This window comes from Sinomonas sp. P47F7, from assembly GCF_049332655.1.
Lineage (GTDB): Bacteria > Actinomycetota > Actinomycetes > Actinomycetales > Micrococcaceae > Sinomonas.
This window is the reverse complement of sequence record NZ_CP186327.1, coordinates 891,731-908,326: the sequence shown is the minus strand read 5'-3', so window position 1 is coordinate 908,326 and position 16,596 is coordinate 891,731. Positions and strand designations below refer to the sequence as shown.

6 protein-coding genes and 3 rRNA genes are annotated in these 16,596 nt (G+C 66.7%); 2 read left to right on the top strand and 7 right to left on the bottom strand.

All coding sequences use genetic code 11. The features are described 5' to 3' along the window. Window positions 1–60: 60 nt before the first annotated feature. The gene (locus ACOKR1_RS04430) at window positions 61–1,365 is read right to left on the bottom strand and encodes a sugar ABC transporter substrate-binding protein (RefSeq protein WP_422935538.1); all 1,305 of its coding nucleotides are present in this window, start codon (window positions 1,363–1,365) and stop codon (window positions 61–63) included. 240 nt (window positions 1,366–1,605) lie between these two features. Between ACOKR1_RS04430 and ACOKR1_RS04425 the strand changes: the two genes are divergently transcribed. Then, complete coding sequence (locus tag ACOKR1_RS04425) at window positions 1,606–3,297, top strand: glycoside hydrolase family 13 protein (RefSeq protein ID WP_422935537.1); 1,692 nt, start codon at window positions 1,606–1,608, stop codon at window positions 3,295–3,297. 53 nt (window positions 3,298–3,350) lie between these two features. Further along, complete coding sequence (locus tag ACOKR1_RS04420; protein ID WP_422936552.1) at window positions 3,351–4,364, top strand: LacI family DNA-binding transcriptional regulator; 1,014 nt, start codon at window positions 3,351–3,353, stop codon at window positions 4,362–4,364. Window positions 4,365–4,434: 70 nt separating this feature from the next. On the opposite strand, the gene ACOKR1_RS04415 is transcribed toward ACOKR1_RS04420, so the two are convergent. The 6 genes from ACOKR1_RS04415 to treS form a co-directional block, all read right to left on the bottom strand. After that, window positions 4,435–4,947, bottom strand: coding sequence for an SRPBCC domain-containing protein (locus ACOKR1_RS04415; RefSeq protein ID WP_422935536.1), 513 nt, complete (start codon window positions 4,945–4,947; stop codon window positions 4,435–4,437). Between the two features lie 150 nt (window positions 4,948–5,097). Further along, window positions 5,098–5,214 (bottom strand): 5S ribosomal RNA (rrf, locus tag ACOKR1_RS04410). Between the two features lie 221 nt (window positions 5,215–5,435). Then, a 23S ribosomal RNA gene (locus ACOKR1_RS04405) occupies window positions 5,436–8,554 on the bottom strand. Between the two features lie 527 nt (window positions 8,555–9,081). Further along, a 16S ribosomal RNA gene (locus ACOKR1_RS04400) occupies window positions 9,082–10,608 on the bottom strand. Together the 16S, 23S and 5S rRNA genes form the textbook arrangement of a ribosomal RNA operon. A gap of 465 nt (window positions 10,609–11,073) precedes the next feature. After that, window positions 11,074–14,799, bottom strand: a complete 3,726-nt coding sequence (gene glgB, locus ACOKR1_RS04395) for a 1,4-alpha-glucan branching protein GlgB (RefSeq protein WP_422935535.1) — start codon at window positions 14,797–14,799, stop codon at window positions 11,074–11,076. Further along, on the bottom strand, window positions 14,796–16,592 hold the full coding sequence (gene treS / locus ACOKR1_RS04390) for a maltose alpha-D-glucosyltransferase (protein ID WP_422935534.1): 1,797 nt from the start codon (window positions 16,590–16,592) through the stop codon (window positions 14,796–14,798). The genes glgB and treS overlap by 4 nt, the downstream gene beginning before the upstream one ends. Between the last annotated feature and the right edge of the window lie 4 nt (window positions 16,593–16,596).

Genomic DNA, 16,596 nt, shown 5'->3' with positions numbered 1-16,596 from the left:
CGGCGCGCGCCTAGGTGCCGCGCGCCGCCGCCGGTGGGTGCCGCCGGGGCGGCGTCCCGGCTAAGCGCCGATCTTCCCCTTGATGGTGTCCGCCATCTTGGCCCACTGGGCCGCAGGGTCGCCGCCCTGGCCCTTGATGATGTTGAGCTCCGTGGAACCCCAGTCGGCCCACACCGAGTCCATGGCCGCGATGGCGGGCATCGGGACGCCCTGGGCGCCGATGTCGCCGAACGCCTTCACGATCGGATCTCCCGCGGCCTTCTGGAACGAGGCCTTGAGCGCCGGCGGGCGGCCGCCGGCCTTGAACATCGAGTCCTGCACGTCCTCGGTGGTGAGGTAGTTGACCACGAACTCGTTGGTCGCGAGCGCGTTGGCGCTCTTCGAGCTGATGTAGAAGCCGTTGACGCCGATGAACGGCTGTGCGGCCTTGCTGCCCGTCGTGGGGAGCGGATCGACCGCGATCTTGAGGCCCTTCTTCTGCATGTCCGGCACGTTCCACGGGCCGGTGAGGTAGAACGGGCTCTCGCCGTTGAGGAACTTCTCCTTGGCGATGTCCCCCGTGATGTTCGAGTTGAGGATCTTCGTGCCCGTGTCGCCCCAGGCCTTGAGCTTGGCGGCAAAGTCGGCGGAGCCGGCGGCGCCGAGCGCGAACTGCTTCGGGTCGTATTCGCCCTTCGAGTCCACGCCGAAGACCTGGACGCCCATGGACGTCTGGAGGGGGTACAGGTGGTACGGGTCGCCCTGCTTGGGGTCGAGGCCCACGAGGAACGCGTACTTGGCCTTGCCCGCGGTCACCGCGGCCTGGCCCTTGGCCACGACGTCGTCGAGCGTCGCGGACGCGCTGTCGACAAGCGCGGTGTTGCGGATCAGGCCGATGTTCTCGATCGCGTACGGCACGCCGTAGACCGAGCCGCCGAACGTCATGGCCCGGATCGCCGAGTCCTGGAACGAGCCCTTCTTGTCGCCGAGCTCGAGCGGGGAGATGACGCCGTTCTGGACGAACTTGCCCAGCCAGTCGTGCGGGCCGACGATGAGGTCCGGGCCCTTGCCCGTGGGGACCTGCGTGATGAAGTCGTCGCGGACAGCCGCGAAGTCCTTGATGACGAGCTTGACCTCGATGCCCGTGTCCGCCTTGAACTTGTCGGCCACGGCCTTGAGGGCGGGGGCGCGCTCGGCGTCGAGCCACATCGTGATCGTCGAGGCCCCGGCGGCCGCGAGGTCCTTCTTGGACGCGGAGGGCGAAGCGGTCGCGCTCGCGCCGGTCTGGGCGGCCCCGCACGCGCTGAGGCCGAGGAGGGCGAGGGCGCCGGCGGCGCCGACGGTGAAGTTGCGGCGGCTGAGCGCCTGATCGGTGAAACGCACCATCGTTGGTGTTCCCTTCTGGTGTTCGCTGTGTGCGGCGCGACCGCGGGCAGGCGGCGGGGACACCATCGACGTGTCCCAGCTCACAGGTGGAAGCGTTTCCAGATCTTACACAGGTTTGACTGTTTGGCAAAGGGTGATTCGGGGAAGACCTAGCGCCTGTCCCGGAGGATAAGTCAACTATCTGAGATAGGACTCTGCAAGCGTTTCCAGATTTGGATGGCTTGTCCTAGGATGGCCGGCATGCTCTCTTCGACTGCAGTCGGCTTCGGGCCGCTCACTGAGGTCCACGCGGCGTCCGCGTCCCGCGAATGGTGGCGCTCCGCCGTCATCTACCAGATCTACCCGCGCTCGTTCCGCGACGCGAACGGCGACGGCGTCGGCGACCTCCCCGGCATCACGGCCGAACTGCACCACATCGCCGAGCTCGGCGTCGACGCCATCTGGCTGTCGCCGTTCTACGCCTCCCCGCAGCGCGACGCCGGCTACGACGTGAGCGACTACTGCGACGTCGACCCGCTCTTCGGCACGCTCGAGGACTTCGACGCCCTGAGCACGGCCGCCCGCTCGCTGGGCCTGCGCGTCATCGTCGACCTCGTCCCGAACCACTGCTCGTCCGAGCACGCGCTGTTCCAGGCCGCCCTCGCTGCCGGGCCGGGAAGCGCCGAGCGGGACATGTTCCTGTTCCGCGACGGCCGCGGCGAGCACGGCGAGTTCCCGCCCAACAACTGGGAGTCGCACTTCGGTGGGCCCGCGTGGACCCGGGTCACGGAGCCCGACGGGACGCCTGGCCAGTGGTACGCGCACCTGTTCGATTCGACCCAGCCCGACTTCAACTGGGACAACCGCGCGGTCGCCGCCGAATTCGAGCGGATTCTGCGCTTCTGGCTCGAGCGCGGCGTGGACGGCTTCCGGGTCGACGTGGCCCACTCCCTCGTCAAGGCCGCGGGCCTGCCGGACTGGGGCGGAAGGGCCGACGGCGCCTCCTCCCCCGGCTTCCCGGGTCACCTTGCGCCGATGTTCGGCCAGCCCGGGCTCAAGGGCGTCTACCGCCGGTGGCGCGAGGTGCTCGCCGAGTACGGCGCGGACAAGATCCTGTGCGCCGAAGCCAACGTCGACCCGCTCCCGCGCATGGCCGAGTGGGTTGCCTCGGGCCAGCAGCACCAGGCGTTCAACTTCAGGTACCTCTCGGCGCCGTTCGCCCCGGGGCCTCTGCGCGGCGTCATCGATGAATCACTCTCGGCGTTCGACGCCGTCGGCGCGCCCACCACGTGGGTGCTGTCCAACCACGACGTCGTGCGGCACGCAACGCGGCTCGGCCTCACCGAAGGCGACCTCGCCTCCGGGGACGGGATCGGCGCGGGCGGGCCGACGCCGAACGTGACCCTCGGGCGCGCCCGGGCCCGCGCGGCGTCGCTCTTCATGCTCGGCCTGCCCGGCAGCGCCTACCTGTACCAGGGCGAGGAGCTCGGCCTCGTCGACAACCTCGACATCGCCCCCCACGAGCGGCAGGACCCCACGTTCCACCGCACGGGTGGCGAGCGGGTGGGCCGCGACGGCTGCCGGGTGCCGCTCCCGTGGACCTCCTCCGGGCCGGCCTACGGCTTCAGCCCGAGCGGCGCGAGCTGGCTCCCCCAGCCGGGCCTCTGGGCGGAGCTCGCGCGCGACGCCCAGGCCGCCGATCCGGCCTCCCACCTGAGCCTCTACCGCGAGGCGCTCGGGCTTCGCCGCGAGCACGACCTCGGCGCCGGCTCGCTCGCGTGGGCGGACGAGCTGAGCGTGGGCGGCGTCCTCGCGTTCGTCAACGGCACTATTCTGGTCATGCTGAACCTCGGCTGCGCTCCCGTCGAGCTGCCGCCGGGCGAAGTGCTTGCTTCGAGCGCACCCGTGGGCAACGCCCTCGGTCCGGGCGAGGCCGTCTGGCTCAGGTTCTAGGGGCCGCGCCGTCGAGAACAGGAGAAAGGAAGGCCGCGTTGGGAGTCATCAGCATTCGTGACGTGGCCGAATCCGCCGGCGTCTCGATGGCGACCGTCTCGCGCGCCCTCAGCGGCCGCGGCAACGTCTCGGAACGAAGCCGGCAGCGCGTGCTCGACGCGGCCTCGAAGCTCGGCTTCGTCCCCTCGTACACGGCCTCGAGTCTCGCCTCGGGGAGGACCCGCAACATCGGTGTCATGCTGCCGAGCGTGACCCGCTGGTTCTTCTCGAGCGTGCTCGAGGGCGCGTCCAAGGCGCTCCTCGACGCGGGCTACGACCTCACGCTCTACAGCACGGGCGAGCAGCCCGACGATCGCGAAAGCGTGCTCAACGACTTCCTGCTCCGCCAGCGCCTCGATGGGGTCATCGCGGTCTCGCTCGAGCTCTCCGCGGCGGAGGTCGAACAGCTCCTTCGAGTCCGGCGTCCCGTCGTCGGGGTGGGCGGCCCGATCGAGGGCGTCGCGACCCTGAGGATCAACGACTTCGAGGTGGCCCGTCACGCCACCGAACACCTCATCGGGCTCGGCCACCGCGACATCGCGCATGTGAGTGGCACGGCTGAATTCGAGCGCGACTTCGCCCTGCCCACGAGCCGCCGCGAGGGGTATCTCGCGGCGATGCGGGACGCGGGCCTTGAGGTCCGCCCGTCCTGGCTTGCCGCGACGGACTTCACGATCCCCGGCGCGTACGAGGCGTCGAAGCGACTGCTCGCGGCGCCCGGCGGGCGGCCCACCGCAATCTTCGCCGCCTCGGATGAGATGGCGTTCGGCGCGATCCTTGCCGCCCGCGACCTCGGGTTGCGCGTCCCGGACGATCTCTCGGTCGTCGGGATCGACGGCCACGACCTCGGCCCCCTCTTCGGCCTCACGACGTTCGATCAGAATCCCCGCAGCCAGGGCGCGGCGGCCGTCGGAATGCTCCTGCGGCAGCTCGACGGCGACGGCGACGCGCCCCGCAGCGACATCATCGAGCCAGAGTTCGTGGTGCGGCAGAGCACCGCGACCCCCGGGGCCGCGCGGCGGGCCTGAGCGGCTCGGCTGCCGGGAACTGGGAACTGGGAACTGCGGGCTGGGGGCCTGCGGGCTGCGGGCTGGCCGGCTACTCGACGGTCTCGACCGCGTCCGCGGGAACCCCGAAGTACGCGGCGTAGCGGCCCAGGATCACGGGCCATTCGTTGTACTTCTCATACTGATCCCGGCCTTCGGCCCCCCGCGCCCAGCCCTCGTGGGTGAACGTCACCCGCGTGCCCTCCCCCGACCCGGGATCGGCATCGAACTCGACGCGCACCCGGGTGGGCGCGTCCGGGCGCCATGCGAGCGTCCACGCGAATTCCACGAACGACGGCGGTTCCTCCGCCCGCACTTCCCCCCAGACCTGGGATTCCCCGAGCTCAGATTCCTCGCCGATGATCCCGTCCTCGACGTAGGCGTGAGTCGTGGCGCCGAATCCCGTGTAGCTGTCCGGCCACCACAAATGGATGTCGCCGACGAATGCCGAGAACGCGATCTCGCGAGGCGCCGGAACGGCGAGCCGGTAGACGCGGGGCGGAGGTGTCGCGTGCCCTTCCTCGGACGGTTCCGGACGCGAGCCATGAGAAAAGAGCGGTTCCACGGAGAGGATCCTACCCGCCCCCACCCCCGTCTCGGGTACGGATACTCCGGGCCTTCTTGCGTCTCGGGTGGGGTCTCGGGTGGGGCTGTGTCTGTCCCGTTAAAGGCCTGAGGGCCCCACGTCGGTGTGGGGCCCTCGGGTGGTGGTGTTGTCCGGCGGTGTCCTACTCTCCCACACCCTGGCGGGTGCAGTACCATCGGCGCTGTGGGGCTTAGCTTCCGGGTTCGGGATGGGTCCGGGCGTTTCCCCCACGCTATGGCCGCCGTAACCTGTTCTCCGCGCGCCCCCTGTGGTGGGGGTGGGGAAGTGTCGGGGTTGCGGTGTTGCGTGCTGTTCTGTTGCGGTGCTGCGGTTCTGTTGCGGTGGTGCTGTTCTGTTGCGGTGGCTGGTGCCCCCGTGGGTGCCCCGCCCGTGGTTGGGGCGGGGGGTGGGGGGTTTGTGGTCTGGGGACCGTAGAGTGGACGCGGGCAGTTCGTGTGTTGTTGTGGTGGTGTGAGGCTGTCGGCCTATTAGTACCGGTCGGCTTCGCAGGTCGTTGGTCCCTGCTTCCACGTCCGGCCTATCAACCCAGTGGTCTGCTGGGGGCCTTCAACACCAATGGTGTACGGAGATCTCATCTTGAAGCGGGCTTCCCGCTTAGATGCTTTCAGCGGTTATCCCATCCGAACGTAGCCAAGCAGCGGTGCACCTGGCGGTACAACTGCCACACCAGAGGTTCGTCCGTCCCGGTCCTCTCGTACTGAGGACAGCCCTTCTCAGATCTCCTGCGCGCGCAGCGGATAGGGACCGAACTGTCTCACGACGTTCTAAACCCAGCTCGCGTACCGCTTTAATGGGCGAACAGCCCAACCCTTGGGACCTACTCCAGCCCCAGGATGCGACGAGCCGACATCGAGGTGCCAAACCATGCCGTCGATATGGACTCTTGGGCAAGATCAGCCTGTTATCCCCGAGGTACCTTTTATCCGTTGAGCGACGGCCCTTCCACGAGGTGCCGCCGGATCACTAGTCCCGACTTTCGTCCCTGCTCGAGATGCCTCTCTCGCAGTCAAGCCCCCTTGTGCACTTGCACTCGCCACCTGGTTGCCGACCAGGCTGAGGGGACCTTTGGGCGCCTCCGTTACTCTTTGGGAGGCAACCGCCCCAGTTAAACTACCCGTCAGGCACTGTCCCTGGCCCGGATCACGGGCCGAGGTTGAGATGCCCAAAGCGACCAGAGTGGTATTTCAACGACGACTCCGCCGGCACTGGCGTGCCGGCCTCACAGTCTCCCACCTATCCTACACAAGCCGCTCCGGACACCAATACCAAACTGTAGTGAAGGTCTCGGGGTCTTTCCGTCCTGCTGCGCGTAACGAGCATCTTTACTCGTAGTGCAATTTCGCCGAGTTCGCGGTCGAGACAGCGGGGAAGTCGTTACTCCATTCGTGCAGGTCGGAACTTACCCGACAAGGAATTTCGCTACCTTAGGATGGTTATAGTTACCACCGCCGTTTACTGGGGCTTGAATTCTCCGCTTCGCCGTGAGGCTGACGGGTCCTCTTGACCTTCCAGCACCGGGCAGGAGTCAGTCCGTATACATCGTCTTGCGACTTCGCACGGACCTGTGTTTTTAGTAAACAGTCGCTTCCCCCTGGTCTCTGCGACCCCTCCCCCCTCCCAGGCGCGTGTCCTGTTCAGGGCCGGGGTCCCCCTTCTCCCGAAGTTACGGGGGCATTTTGCCGAGTTCCTTGACCGCGATTCTCTCGATCGCCTCGGTATTCTCTACCTGATCACCTGTGTCGGTTTGGGGTACGGGCGGCTAGGACCTCGCGCCGATGCTTTTCTAGGCAGCATAGGATCACCCGATCCCCCCTCGCGGGGGTCCCGTCGGACCTCGGGCACAAAAGGCCGCGGATTTCCCTGCGGCCCGCCCTGCATCCTTGGACCAGGTCAACCATCGCCTGGCCGGGCTGCCTTCCTGCGTCACACCTGTTAATGCGCTTGCCTCGCGGCCTCAGGTCCCACGCTCACCCCCGCCCGCGCCCCGAAGGGCCCCGGCAGGGGATCCGTTGGTTAGTATCGGCCGTCCGGCATGGGCGGTCCTTCGCCGGTACGGGAATATCGGCCCGTTGTCCATCGACTACGCCTGTCGGCCTCGCCTTAGGTCCCGACTCACCCAGGGCAGATTAGCTTGACCCTGGAACCCTTGATCATCCGGCGGACGGGTTTCCCACCCGTCTTTCGCTACTCATGCCTGCATTCTCACTCGTGCGGCCTCCACCCCTCGGTCACCCGGGAGCTTCACAGCCCGCACGACGCTCCCCTACCCAGCCCCACCCCTGAACCACGAAGGCTAGGGACACATGGGACTGCCGCGGCTTCGGCGGTGTGCTTGAGCCCCGCTACATTGTCGGCGCGGAATCACTTGACCAGTGAGCTATTACGCACTCTTTCAAGGGTGGCTGCTTCTAAGCCAACCTCCTGGTTGTCTCTGCGACTCCACATCCTTTCCCACTTAGCACACGCTTGGGGGCCTTAACCGGCGGTCTGGGCTGTTTCCCTCTCGACCACGGAGCTTATCCCCCGCGGTCTCACTGCTGCGCTGTATCTTGCCGGCATTCGGAGTTTGGCTGACGTCAGTAACCTGGTAGGGCCCATCGGCCATCCAGTAGCTCTACCTCCGGCAAGGAACACGCAACGCTGCACCTAAATGCATTTCGGGGAGAACCAGCTATCACGGGGTTTGATTGGCCTTTCACCCCTACCCACAGCTCATCCCCTCCATTTTCAACTGAAGTGGGTTCGGTCCTCCACGACGTCTTACCGTCGCTTCAACCTGGCCATGGGTAGATCACCCCGCTTCGGGTCTAGACCGCGCCACTGAACGCCCTGTTCAGACTCGCTTTCGCTGCGGCTCCCCCACACGGGTTAACCTCGCGACACGGCACTAACTCGCAGGCTCATTCTTCAAAAGGCACGCCATCACCCCAACAAGGAGGCTCTGACGGATTGTAGGCGCACGGTTTCAGGTACTGTTTCACTCCCCTCCCGGGGTACTTTTCACCTTTCCCTCACGGTACTAGTCCGCTATCGGTCATCGGGTAGTATTCAGGCTTATCAGGTGGTCCTGACAGATTCACACGGGATTCCTCGGGCCCCGTGCTACTCGGGGACACCCGCAAGGGCACGTGAGAGGCATTGAAGGCTACGGGACTCACACCCACTCCGGCCGGCCGTTCAAGACCGTTCGCCTATACCCACACACACCCCGGCACGCCGGCAGACGCACCAAGCAGGACCCCACAACCCCATACGCGCAACCCCTGCCGGGTATCACACGCGCACAGTTTGGCCCTCGTCCGCGTTCGCTCGCCACTACTGACGGAATCACTGTTGTTTTCTCTTCCTGCGGGTACTGAGATGTTTCACTTCCCCGCGTTCCCCCCACACCGCCTATGCGTTCAGCGGCAGGTCACCGCACATGACATGCGGCAGGGTTTCCCCATTCGGACACCCTGGGCTCACAGTCCGGTTATCGACTCCCCCAGGCTTATCGCAGATTCCCACGTCCTTCATCGGCTCCCGATGCCAAGGCATCCACCGTACGCCCTTGAAAACCTCACACCCCCACACACGGGGGCGCAACAAATCAAGGAAAAAAACCAAGAAAAAATTGCACACAGGAAAAAGCCCGAAAGGCCTCCCCCTGTAGATGCTCGCGTCCACTATACAGTTCTCAAACAACAAACCCCTGCCCCCCGCAGCACCCCGCCCACAAGGGAACGGGACCGCCAGGGGACGGGACCAGCCAGGGACTGCTGTCCCAGGACCCAACAGCGCACCACGCAACCGCACCCCCGCGCACACCCCCGGGACACGGCCCCCCACAACAGGGGGACCCACCCGGGCACGCACGCCCTCGAAGGGACACGGCCGGCCCGGCCCGGCACCCCCGCACACGCATTCCAGCACCCCCGCCGAAGCAGGGGCGCGTACTCGCGCAGCACAGGGCCACCACGGCCAGGCCACCAGGAGATGATGTTCCACCCACGAGCACCCGCCGCAGGACATCCGCCTGCGAAACGGGCTCTCACCTGCCCCACGCCAACCGGCACCCACAACGGGCACCGTGCACGGGGAGGGGCTCCTTAGAAAGGAGGTGATCCAGCCGCACCTTCCGGTACGGCTACCTTGTTACGACTTAGTCCCAATCGCCAGCCCCACCTTCGACGGCTCCCCCCACAAGGGTTGGGCCACCGGCTTCGGGTGTTGCCGACTTTCGTGACTTGACGGGCGGTGTGTACAAGGCCCGGGAACGTATTCACCGCAGCGTTGCTGATCTGCGATTACTAGCGACTCCGACTTCATGGGGTCGAGTTGCAGACCCCAATCCGAACTGAGACCGGCTTTCTGGGATTGGCTCAGCCTCACAGCATCGCAACCCTTTGTACCGGCCATTGTAGCATGCGTGAAGCCCAAGGCATAAGGGGCATGATGATTTGACGTCGTCCCCACCTTCCTCCGAGTTGACCCCGGCAGTCTCCCATGAGTCCCCACCATCACGTGCTGGCAACATGGAACGAGGGTTGCGCTCGTTGCGGGACTTAACCCAACATCTCACGACACGAGCTGACGACAACCATGCACCACCTGTGGACCGGCCCCGAAGGGAGGACGCATCTCTGCGCCTGTCCGGCCCATGTCAAGCCTTGGTAAGGTTCTTCGCGTTGCATCGAATTAATCCGCATGCTCCGCCGCTTGTGCGGGCCCCCGTCAATTCCTTTGAGTTTTAGCCTTGCGGCCGTACTCCCCAGGCGGGGCACTTAATGCGTTAGCTGCGGCGCGGAGGACGTGGAATGCCCCCCACACCTAGTGCCCAACGTTTACGGCGTGGACTACCAGGGTATCTAATCCTGTTCGCTCCCCACGCTTTCGCTCCTCAGCGTCAGTTACAGCCCAGAGACCTGCCTTCGCCATCGGTGTTCCTCCTGATATCTGCGCATTTCACCGCTACACCAGGAATTCCAGTCTCCCCTACTGCACTCCAGCCTGCCCGTACCCACTGCAGACCCGGGGTTGAGCCCCGGGCTTTCACAGCAGACGCGACAAACCGCCTACGAGCTCTTTACGCCCAATAATTCCGGATAACGCTCGCGCCCTACGTATTACCGCGGCTGCTGGCACGTAGTTAGCCGGCGCTTCTTCCGCAGGTACCCTCACCGCCGAAACGGCTTGTCCCCTGCCGAAAGGGGTTTACAACCCGAAGGCCGTCATCCCCCACGCGGCGTCGCTGCATCAGGCTTGCGCCCATTGTGCAATATTCCCCACTGCTGCCTCCCGTAGGAGTCTGGGCCGTGTCTCAGTCCCAGTGTGGCCGGTCACCCTCTCAGGCCGGCTACCCGTCGTCGCCTTGGTAGGCCATCACCCCACCAACAAGCTGATAGGCCGCGAGCCCATCCAAGACCGCACAAGGCTTTCCACCCCCCACCATGCGGCAGAGGGTACTATCCGGTATTAGACCCAGCTTCCCAGGCTTATCCCAGAGTCAAGGGCAGATTGCTCACGTGTTACTCACCCGTTCGCCACTAATCCGCACCCGAAGGCACATCATCGTCCGACTTGCATGTGTTAAGCACGCCGCCAGCGTTCATCCTGAGCCAGGATCAAACTCTCCGTCAAAAACAAAAACAGAAACACCAGGAGAAAAGGCGGAAAACCCCACCCCCAGCAATCCGATCCAAGCCGAAACCCAGCCCCAAGCACACGAGAAAGCACCCAGGACCAGGCAAACAGCCATCAAAAAAATGGCATCAAATCCAAACATGGCACGCTATTGAGTTCTCAAACAACAGGCCCCTTCGGGCGCCTCCAGATCCTCTGGACTTGCTCCGAAGCAACTTCTCAAACCTACCCGCCCGGCCGCACCGAGTCAAACCGGCCGTTCGGCCAGCGACTGATCGCTGCTGAGCAAGGGATTTTTTGCGCCGCCCTCTCGGTGGCGCGGGATAAAACTATACCACCGTCCGAGCGCGAGTGCCAACCGTCCGAGGGGTACAGCTGAGGCCCGGATTCCGCGGATCCGGGCCTCCGTCTGTGCCGCTCCGGCACCCCCGCAAGGGGAGCCGGCCGCCGTCGTTCGCGGACTCAGTCCATCGCGCTCGGCTCGAGGTAGACGACGCCGAGCGGCGGCAGCGTGAGCGTCGCCGCGGCGGGCTTGCCGTCCCAGTCCCGCTGCTCGGCCATGACGAGCCCGCCGTTCGTCACGCCGGAGCCGCCGTATTCGGTCGCGTCCGTGTTGAGGACTTCGGTCCACGCACCTGCCAGCGGGAGCCCCACCGTGTAGTCGAGGTGGGGACCGCCCGCGAAGTTCGCGATGCACACGAGCGGGGCCCCGTCCGCGGACCAGCGGATGAAGGAGACCACGTTGTGGTCGCCATCATCGCCGCGGATCCATTCGTACCCGGCCGGATCGTTGTCCTGCGTGTAGAGCGCGGGCCGCTCGCGGTAGATGGAGTTGAGCTCGCGGATGAGCTTCTGCAGCCCCTGATGCGGCTCGGTGTCGGCGAGCCACCAGTCCAGCCCGTGCTCCTGGTTCCACTCGCCCTCCTGTCCGAACTCGCACCCCATGAAGATGAGCTGCTTGCCCGGGTGCGCCCACTGGAACGCGTAGAACGCGCGGAGGTTCGCGAGCTGCTGCCAGCGATCGCCCGGCATCTTGCGCAGCATGGAGCCCTTCCCGTGTACCACCTCGTCATGGCTGATGGGCAGGAGGAAGTTCTCGCTGAAGGCATACATGATCGAGAACGTCATCTTGTTGTGGTGCCACCGGCGGTTCACGGGGTTTTCCTGCATGTACTGGAGCGAATCGTGCATCCAGCCCATGTTCCACTTGAGCCCGAACCCGAGCCCGTTCATCGAGGTCGGCTTGGTGACGCCCGGGAACGCGGTGGACTCCTCGGCGATCATGACGATGCCGGGGTTGCGCTTGTACGCCGTCGCGTTCGCCTCCTGCAGGAAGGAGATCGCCTCGAGGTTCTCGCGCCCGCCGAACTGGTTCGGGCGCCACTGGCCCTCTTCGCGCGAGTAGTCGAGGTAGAGCATCGAGGCCACGGCGTCCACGCGGAGTCCGTCCACGTGGAACTCCTCGAGCCAGAACAGAGCGTTCGCCACGAGGAAGTTCCGGACCTCGGTCCGGCCGAAGTTGAAGATGTACGTGCCCCAGTCGGGGTGCTCGCCCTGCTGCGGGTCGGAGTGCTCGTAGAGCGCCTCGCCGTCGAAGCGGGCCAGCGCCCATTCGTCCTTCGGGAAGTGTGCGGGCACCCAGTCCACAATCACGCCGATCCCGGCCTGGTGGAGCTGATCCACGAGGTACTTGAAATCGTCCGGGTGGCCGAAGCGCGAGCTCGGCGCGTAGTAGGACGTGACCTGATACCCCCACGAGCCGCCGAACGGATGCTCCGCCACGGGCATGAACTCGACGTGCGTGAAGCCCATCTCCGAGACGTAGTCGACGAGCTCCTTCGCGAGGTCCCGGTAGCTGAGCCCGGGGCGCCACGAGCCGAGGTGCACCTCGTACACGCTCATGGGCGAATTGTGGGGGTCCTTCGCCGCCCGCTCGGTCATCCAGGCGTCGTCCTTGAACGCGTACCGGGTCTCGACGACGCGCGACGCCGTGCGCGGCGGCACCTCGGTGCCGAACGCCATGGGATCCGCGCGCTCGACCCAGTGGCCGGCGCGGGTCAGGATGCCGAACTTATAGCACGCCCCTGCTACAACGCCGGGGATGAAGACCTCCCACACGCCGGAGGAGCCGAGGCTGCGCATCGCGTGCTCGCGGCCGTCCCAGCCGTTGAAGTCGCCCTTCACCTGGACCGCCTGCGCGCCCGGCGCCCACACCGTGAACGCCGTACCCTCGACGTCGCCGAGCACCGAATGGTAGCGCTGGACCCGGGCGCCGAGCGCCTTCCACAGCTCCTCGTGCCGGCCCTCGCCGATGAGATAGATGTCCAGCTCGCCGACGGTCGGCATGTAGTGGTAGGGATCGTCGACGTCGACCACGTGGCCCTCGCCGTACTCGACCTCGAGGCGGTAGTCGGGCACCCCGCCGTCGTCCGTTGCGGGGAGCACCGCGGTCCACACGCCGTGCGCCTCGTGGCGCAGCGGCACCCGCCCGCTCGGCGTGACGGCGGTGGCGCCCGTCGCGAGGTGCTTGACGGTGCGGATCGTCACCGAGCCGTCCTCGGCGAGATGCGCGCCGAGCACGGCGTGCGGGGCGTGGAACGAACCGGCGGCGATGCGGCCCAGGACATCCTGCGGGACCGGAATCGGGGCCGCGGACTCCGCGAAGGCCCCCGCGTGGGCACCCTGCTGTTCAGTGTGCTCTGACACGTCTCTCTCCTCTCCTCGGCGGCCCGAAGCCGCCAGTTCTGCAGGTCCCTCTGGGCCCGCCATGTCCGTGGGCAGGCCCTCGGGGACGTAGGCGGCGAGCGCCGTCCGCACGGCCCGCAGCGGAATCTCTGCCCACGCGGGCCGGTTCCGCTCCTCGTAGGCCACCTCGTAGAGCGCCTTGTCGAGCCACAGCGCAGCGAAGAGCGGGCCGCCAAACGGATCGGCCTGCTCGAGCACACTCGCGTAGCCGTCCCAGAACGCATTCCCTGCCGCGTCGGTCCAATCCTTCGGCACACGCGCGGCCGGAACCGTGCGCACGGCGGCGCCTGCCGCGTAGTCGAACGAGCGCAGCATTCCGACGACGTCGCGCAATGGCACGTCGGGGCGGCTCCGCTCCGACACGGGCCTCAGGGGCTCGCCCTCGAAGTCGAGGATGGCGTAGGGGCGCTCGGCGTGGCCCGGGAAGTTCAGGATCTGGCCGAGGTGCAGATCGCCGTGGATGCGCTGGACGCGAAGACCCGAGGCCTCCCCCGCGAGCGTCGCGAGGAGACTCTCGAGCGCGGCGTCGGGAAGCCCGACGCTCTCCCGGACCTCCTCCCACGCGGCGCGCAGCCGCGAGGACAGCCCGCCCACGAACTCGGCGGCCGCGGCGTCATCGAGCGCCTCGCTGCCGAGGCTCGCCTCGAGCGCCTCGTGGACGCGCGCCGTCGCCTCGCCGAGCCCACGCGCATGGTCGGTGAAGTCCTCGCCGCTCGCGGCGGCATCGAGCGCGAGCTGCCAGAGGTCCTTCCCACCGGGAAGGAATTCATGGACGACGGCGAGCTGACCCCGCGCTGTCCCCTCACCGCGCTGCTTCCACGCGCCGTCGACCCAGCCGAGCGTCGCCGGCACGTCCGCCGCGCCGGCCCGCGCGAGCGCCGCGCCGAGCTCGACCTCGGGGTTGAGCCCGTCCGCGGGCTGCCGGAGCACCTTGACCATCGCGGCCTCGCCTTCCGGCGAACGCACGATGATCGAGCTGTTGGACTGCTCGCTCGAGAGGACCGTGCAGGAAAGCGGGCCCTGCGGGATGTGGCCGGCACCGCTCGTCCGGCCCCATGCGGTGCCTTCCTTCGCGGGGCCGCCCGAGGCGACCAGCGCGAGAAGGGCGCCGATGAACGCGGGGTCGTGGACGCCGTCGTAAATCCAGCGCGGGCCGAACGCGGAATGCTCGCTCCTACCCACGAGCGCATGCCCCGCGCCGGGCAGCGGCTCGGACCGGTAGGTGAGCGGCACGTTGATGACGACCTCGAGCCGCCCAGCGCGCACGCGCATGAGGTGAATCTCGATGTCCACCTTGCCCTCTGGGTCCTCGAGCCGGATACCGCCGGCGCGCGCGAACTCGGCCTGACGGCCCTTCGCGGGGTACCAGCGCTGAGATGGGAGCCAACGCTCCAGCAACTCGGCGATGGGTGGCGTCAGGATGGGTTCCGCAGCGTCCGTCATTCGATCAGCTCCCCTTGGTGGGTCTTGGATGTGATGATCGGCATCGCCTGCGTGAACGGGCTGCTCGGGACGCTGCCCGCGCTGCGGATCCGCAGCCAGTAGTAGCCGTGCGAGCCAAGCGTCACGTGGAACCGGCCGTCGGAACCGACCTGCGAGAACGGCTCGCCGCCGAAGAGGTCACGCAGGCCGCGCCCCTCGTAGCCGTTGAGGTCGAGTTGCGAGGCCACCGGGTGGCCGGACAGGTTGAAGACGCACAGGACGGTCTCGTCCTGCTCACCTGGCACGTCCGCCGCACGCAGCTCGCGGACGAACGCGAGGACCTGCTCCGACTCCGCGTTGATGTTGCGGTAGCTGCCGAGTCCGAACGCCGGATGCCCGCGCCGCACGCCGAGGATGTTCCGGGTCCACCGCAGGAGCGAGCCCGAGTGCGCCATCTCCGCCTCGACGTTCGCCATCGAGTAGTGGTAGACGAGCGACTGGATGGTCGGGAGGTACAGCTTGCCCGGGTCTGCCACGGAGAAGCCCGCGTTGCGGTCCGGGTTCCACTGCATGGGCGTGCGCACCGCGTCGCGGTCCTGCAGCCAGATGTTGTCCCCCATGCCGACCTCGTCGCCGTAATAGAGGAAGGGACTTCCCGGCAGGGACAGGAGAAGGGCGTTGATGAGCTCGAGCTCATGGCGGGAATTGTCCAGAAGCGCCGCGAGGCGCCGCCGGATGCCGATGTTGGCCCGCATCCGCGGATCCGAGGCGTACCAGCCGAGCATCGCCTCGCGCTCCTCGATCGTGACCATCTCGAGCGTGAGCTCGTCGTGGTTCCGCAGGAACGTGCCCCACTGGGCGCCGCGCGGGATCGCCGGAGTGTCCACCATCGTGTCGATGATCGGCCTGGCCCGCTGGTCCCGCAGCGCGTAGTAGAGCCGCGGCATGATCGGGAAGTGGAAGGCCATGTGGCATTCGGGGGCTTCCTCGGTCCCGAAGTACTCGACTACCTCGTGGGGCGGCTGGTTCGCCTCGGCGATGATGATCCGGCCCGGGTACTTCTGGTCCATCATGGCGCGGAGGCTGACGAGGAACTCGTGGGTGGCGGGGAGGTTCTCGCAGTTGGTCCCGTCCTCCTCGAAGAGGTACGGGATCGCGTCCGCCCGGATGCCGTCCACGCCCTGGTCGAGCCAGAACTTGAAGACGTCGAAGACGGCCTCGACCACAGCCGGGTTCTCGAAGTTGAGGTCCGGCTGGTGGCTGAAGAAGCGGTGCCAGAAGAACTGCCGCCGAATGGGATCGAACGCCCAGTTCGATTCCTCGGTGTCGATGAAGATGATTCGCGCGTCCGTGTACTTCTGGTCCGTGTCACTCCACACGTAGAAGTCGCCGTACGGCCCGTCGGGGTTCCGGCGCGACTCCTGGAACCAGCGATGCTGGTCCGAGGTGTGGTTGATCGGGAGGTCGATGATGATCCGGACGCCCCGCGCGTGCGCCTCCGCGACAAGGCGCTGGAAGTCGCTGATCGATCCGAACTCGGGCAGCACGGACTCGTAGTCCGAGACGTCGTAGCCGCCGTCCCGCAGGGGGGACTCGAAGAACGGCGGGAGCCAGAGGCAGTCCACACCCAGCCACTGCAGGTAGTCGAGCTTGTCGATGAGCCCCTGGATGTCGCCCGAGCCATCGCCGTTCGCGTCGGCGAACGCCCGCACCAGAACCTCGTAGAAGACGGCCTTGCGGTACCAATGGGGATCATGCTGGAGGCCGGGCGCATTGAAGGAGAACGGCTGCTTTGCCTGCTGGCCGAGGTTCATCTGG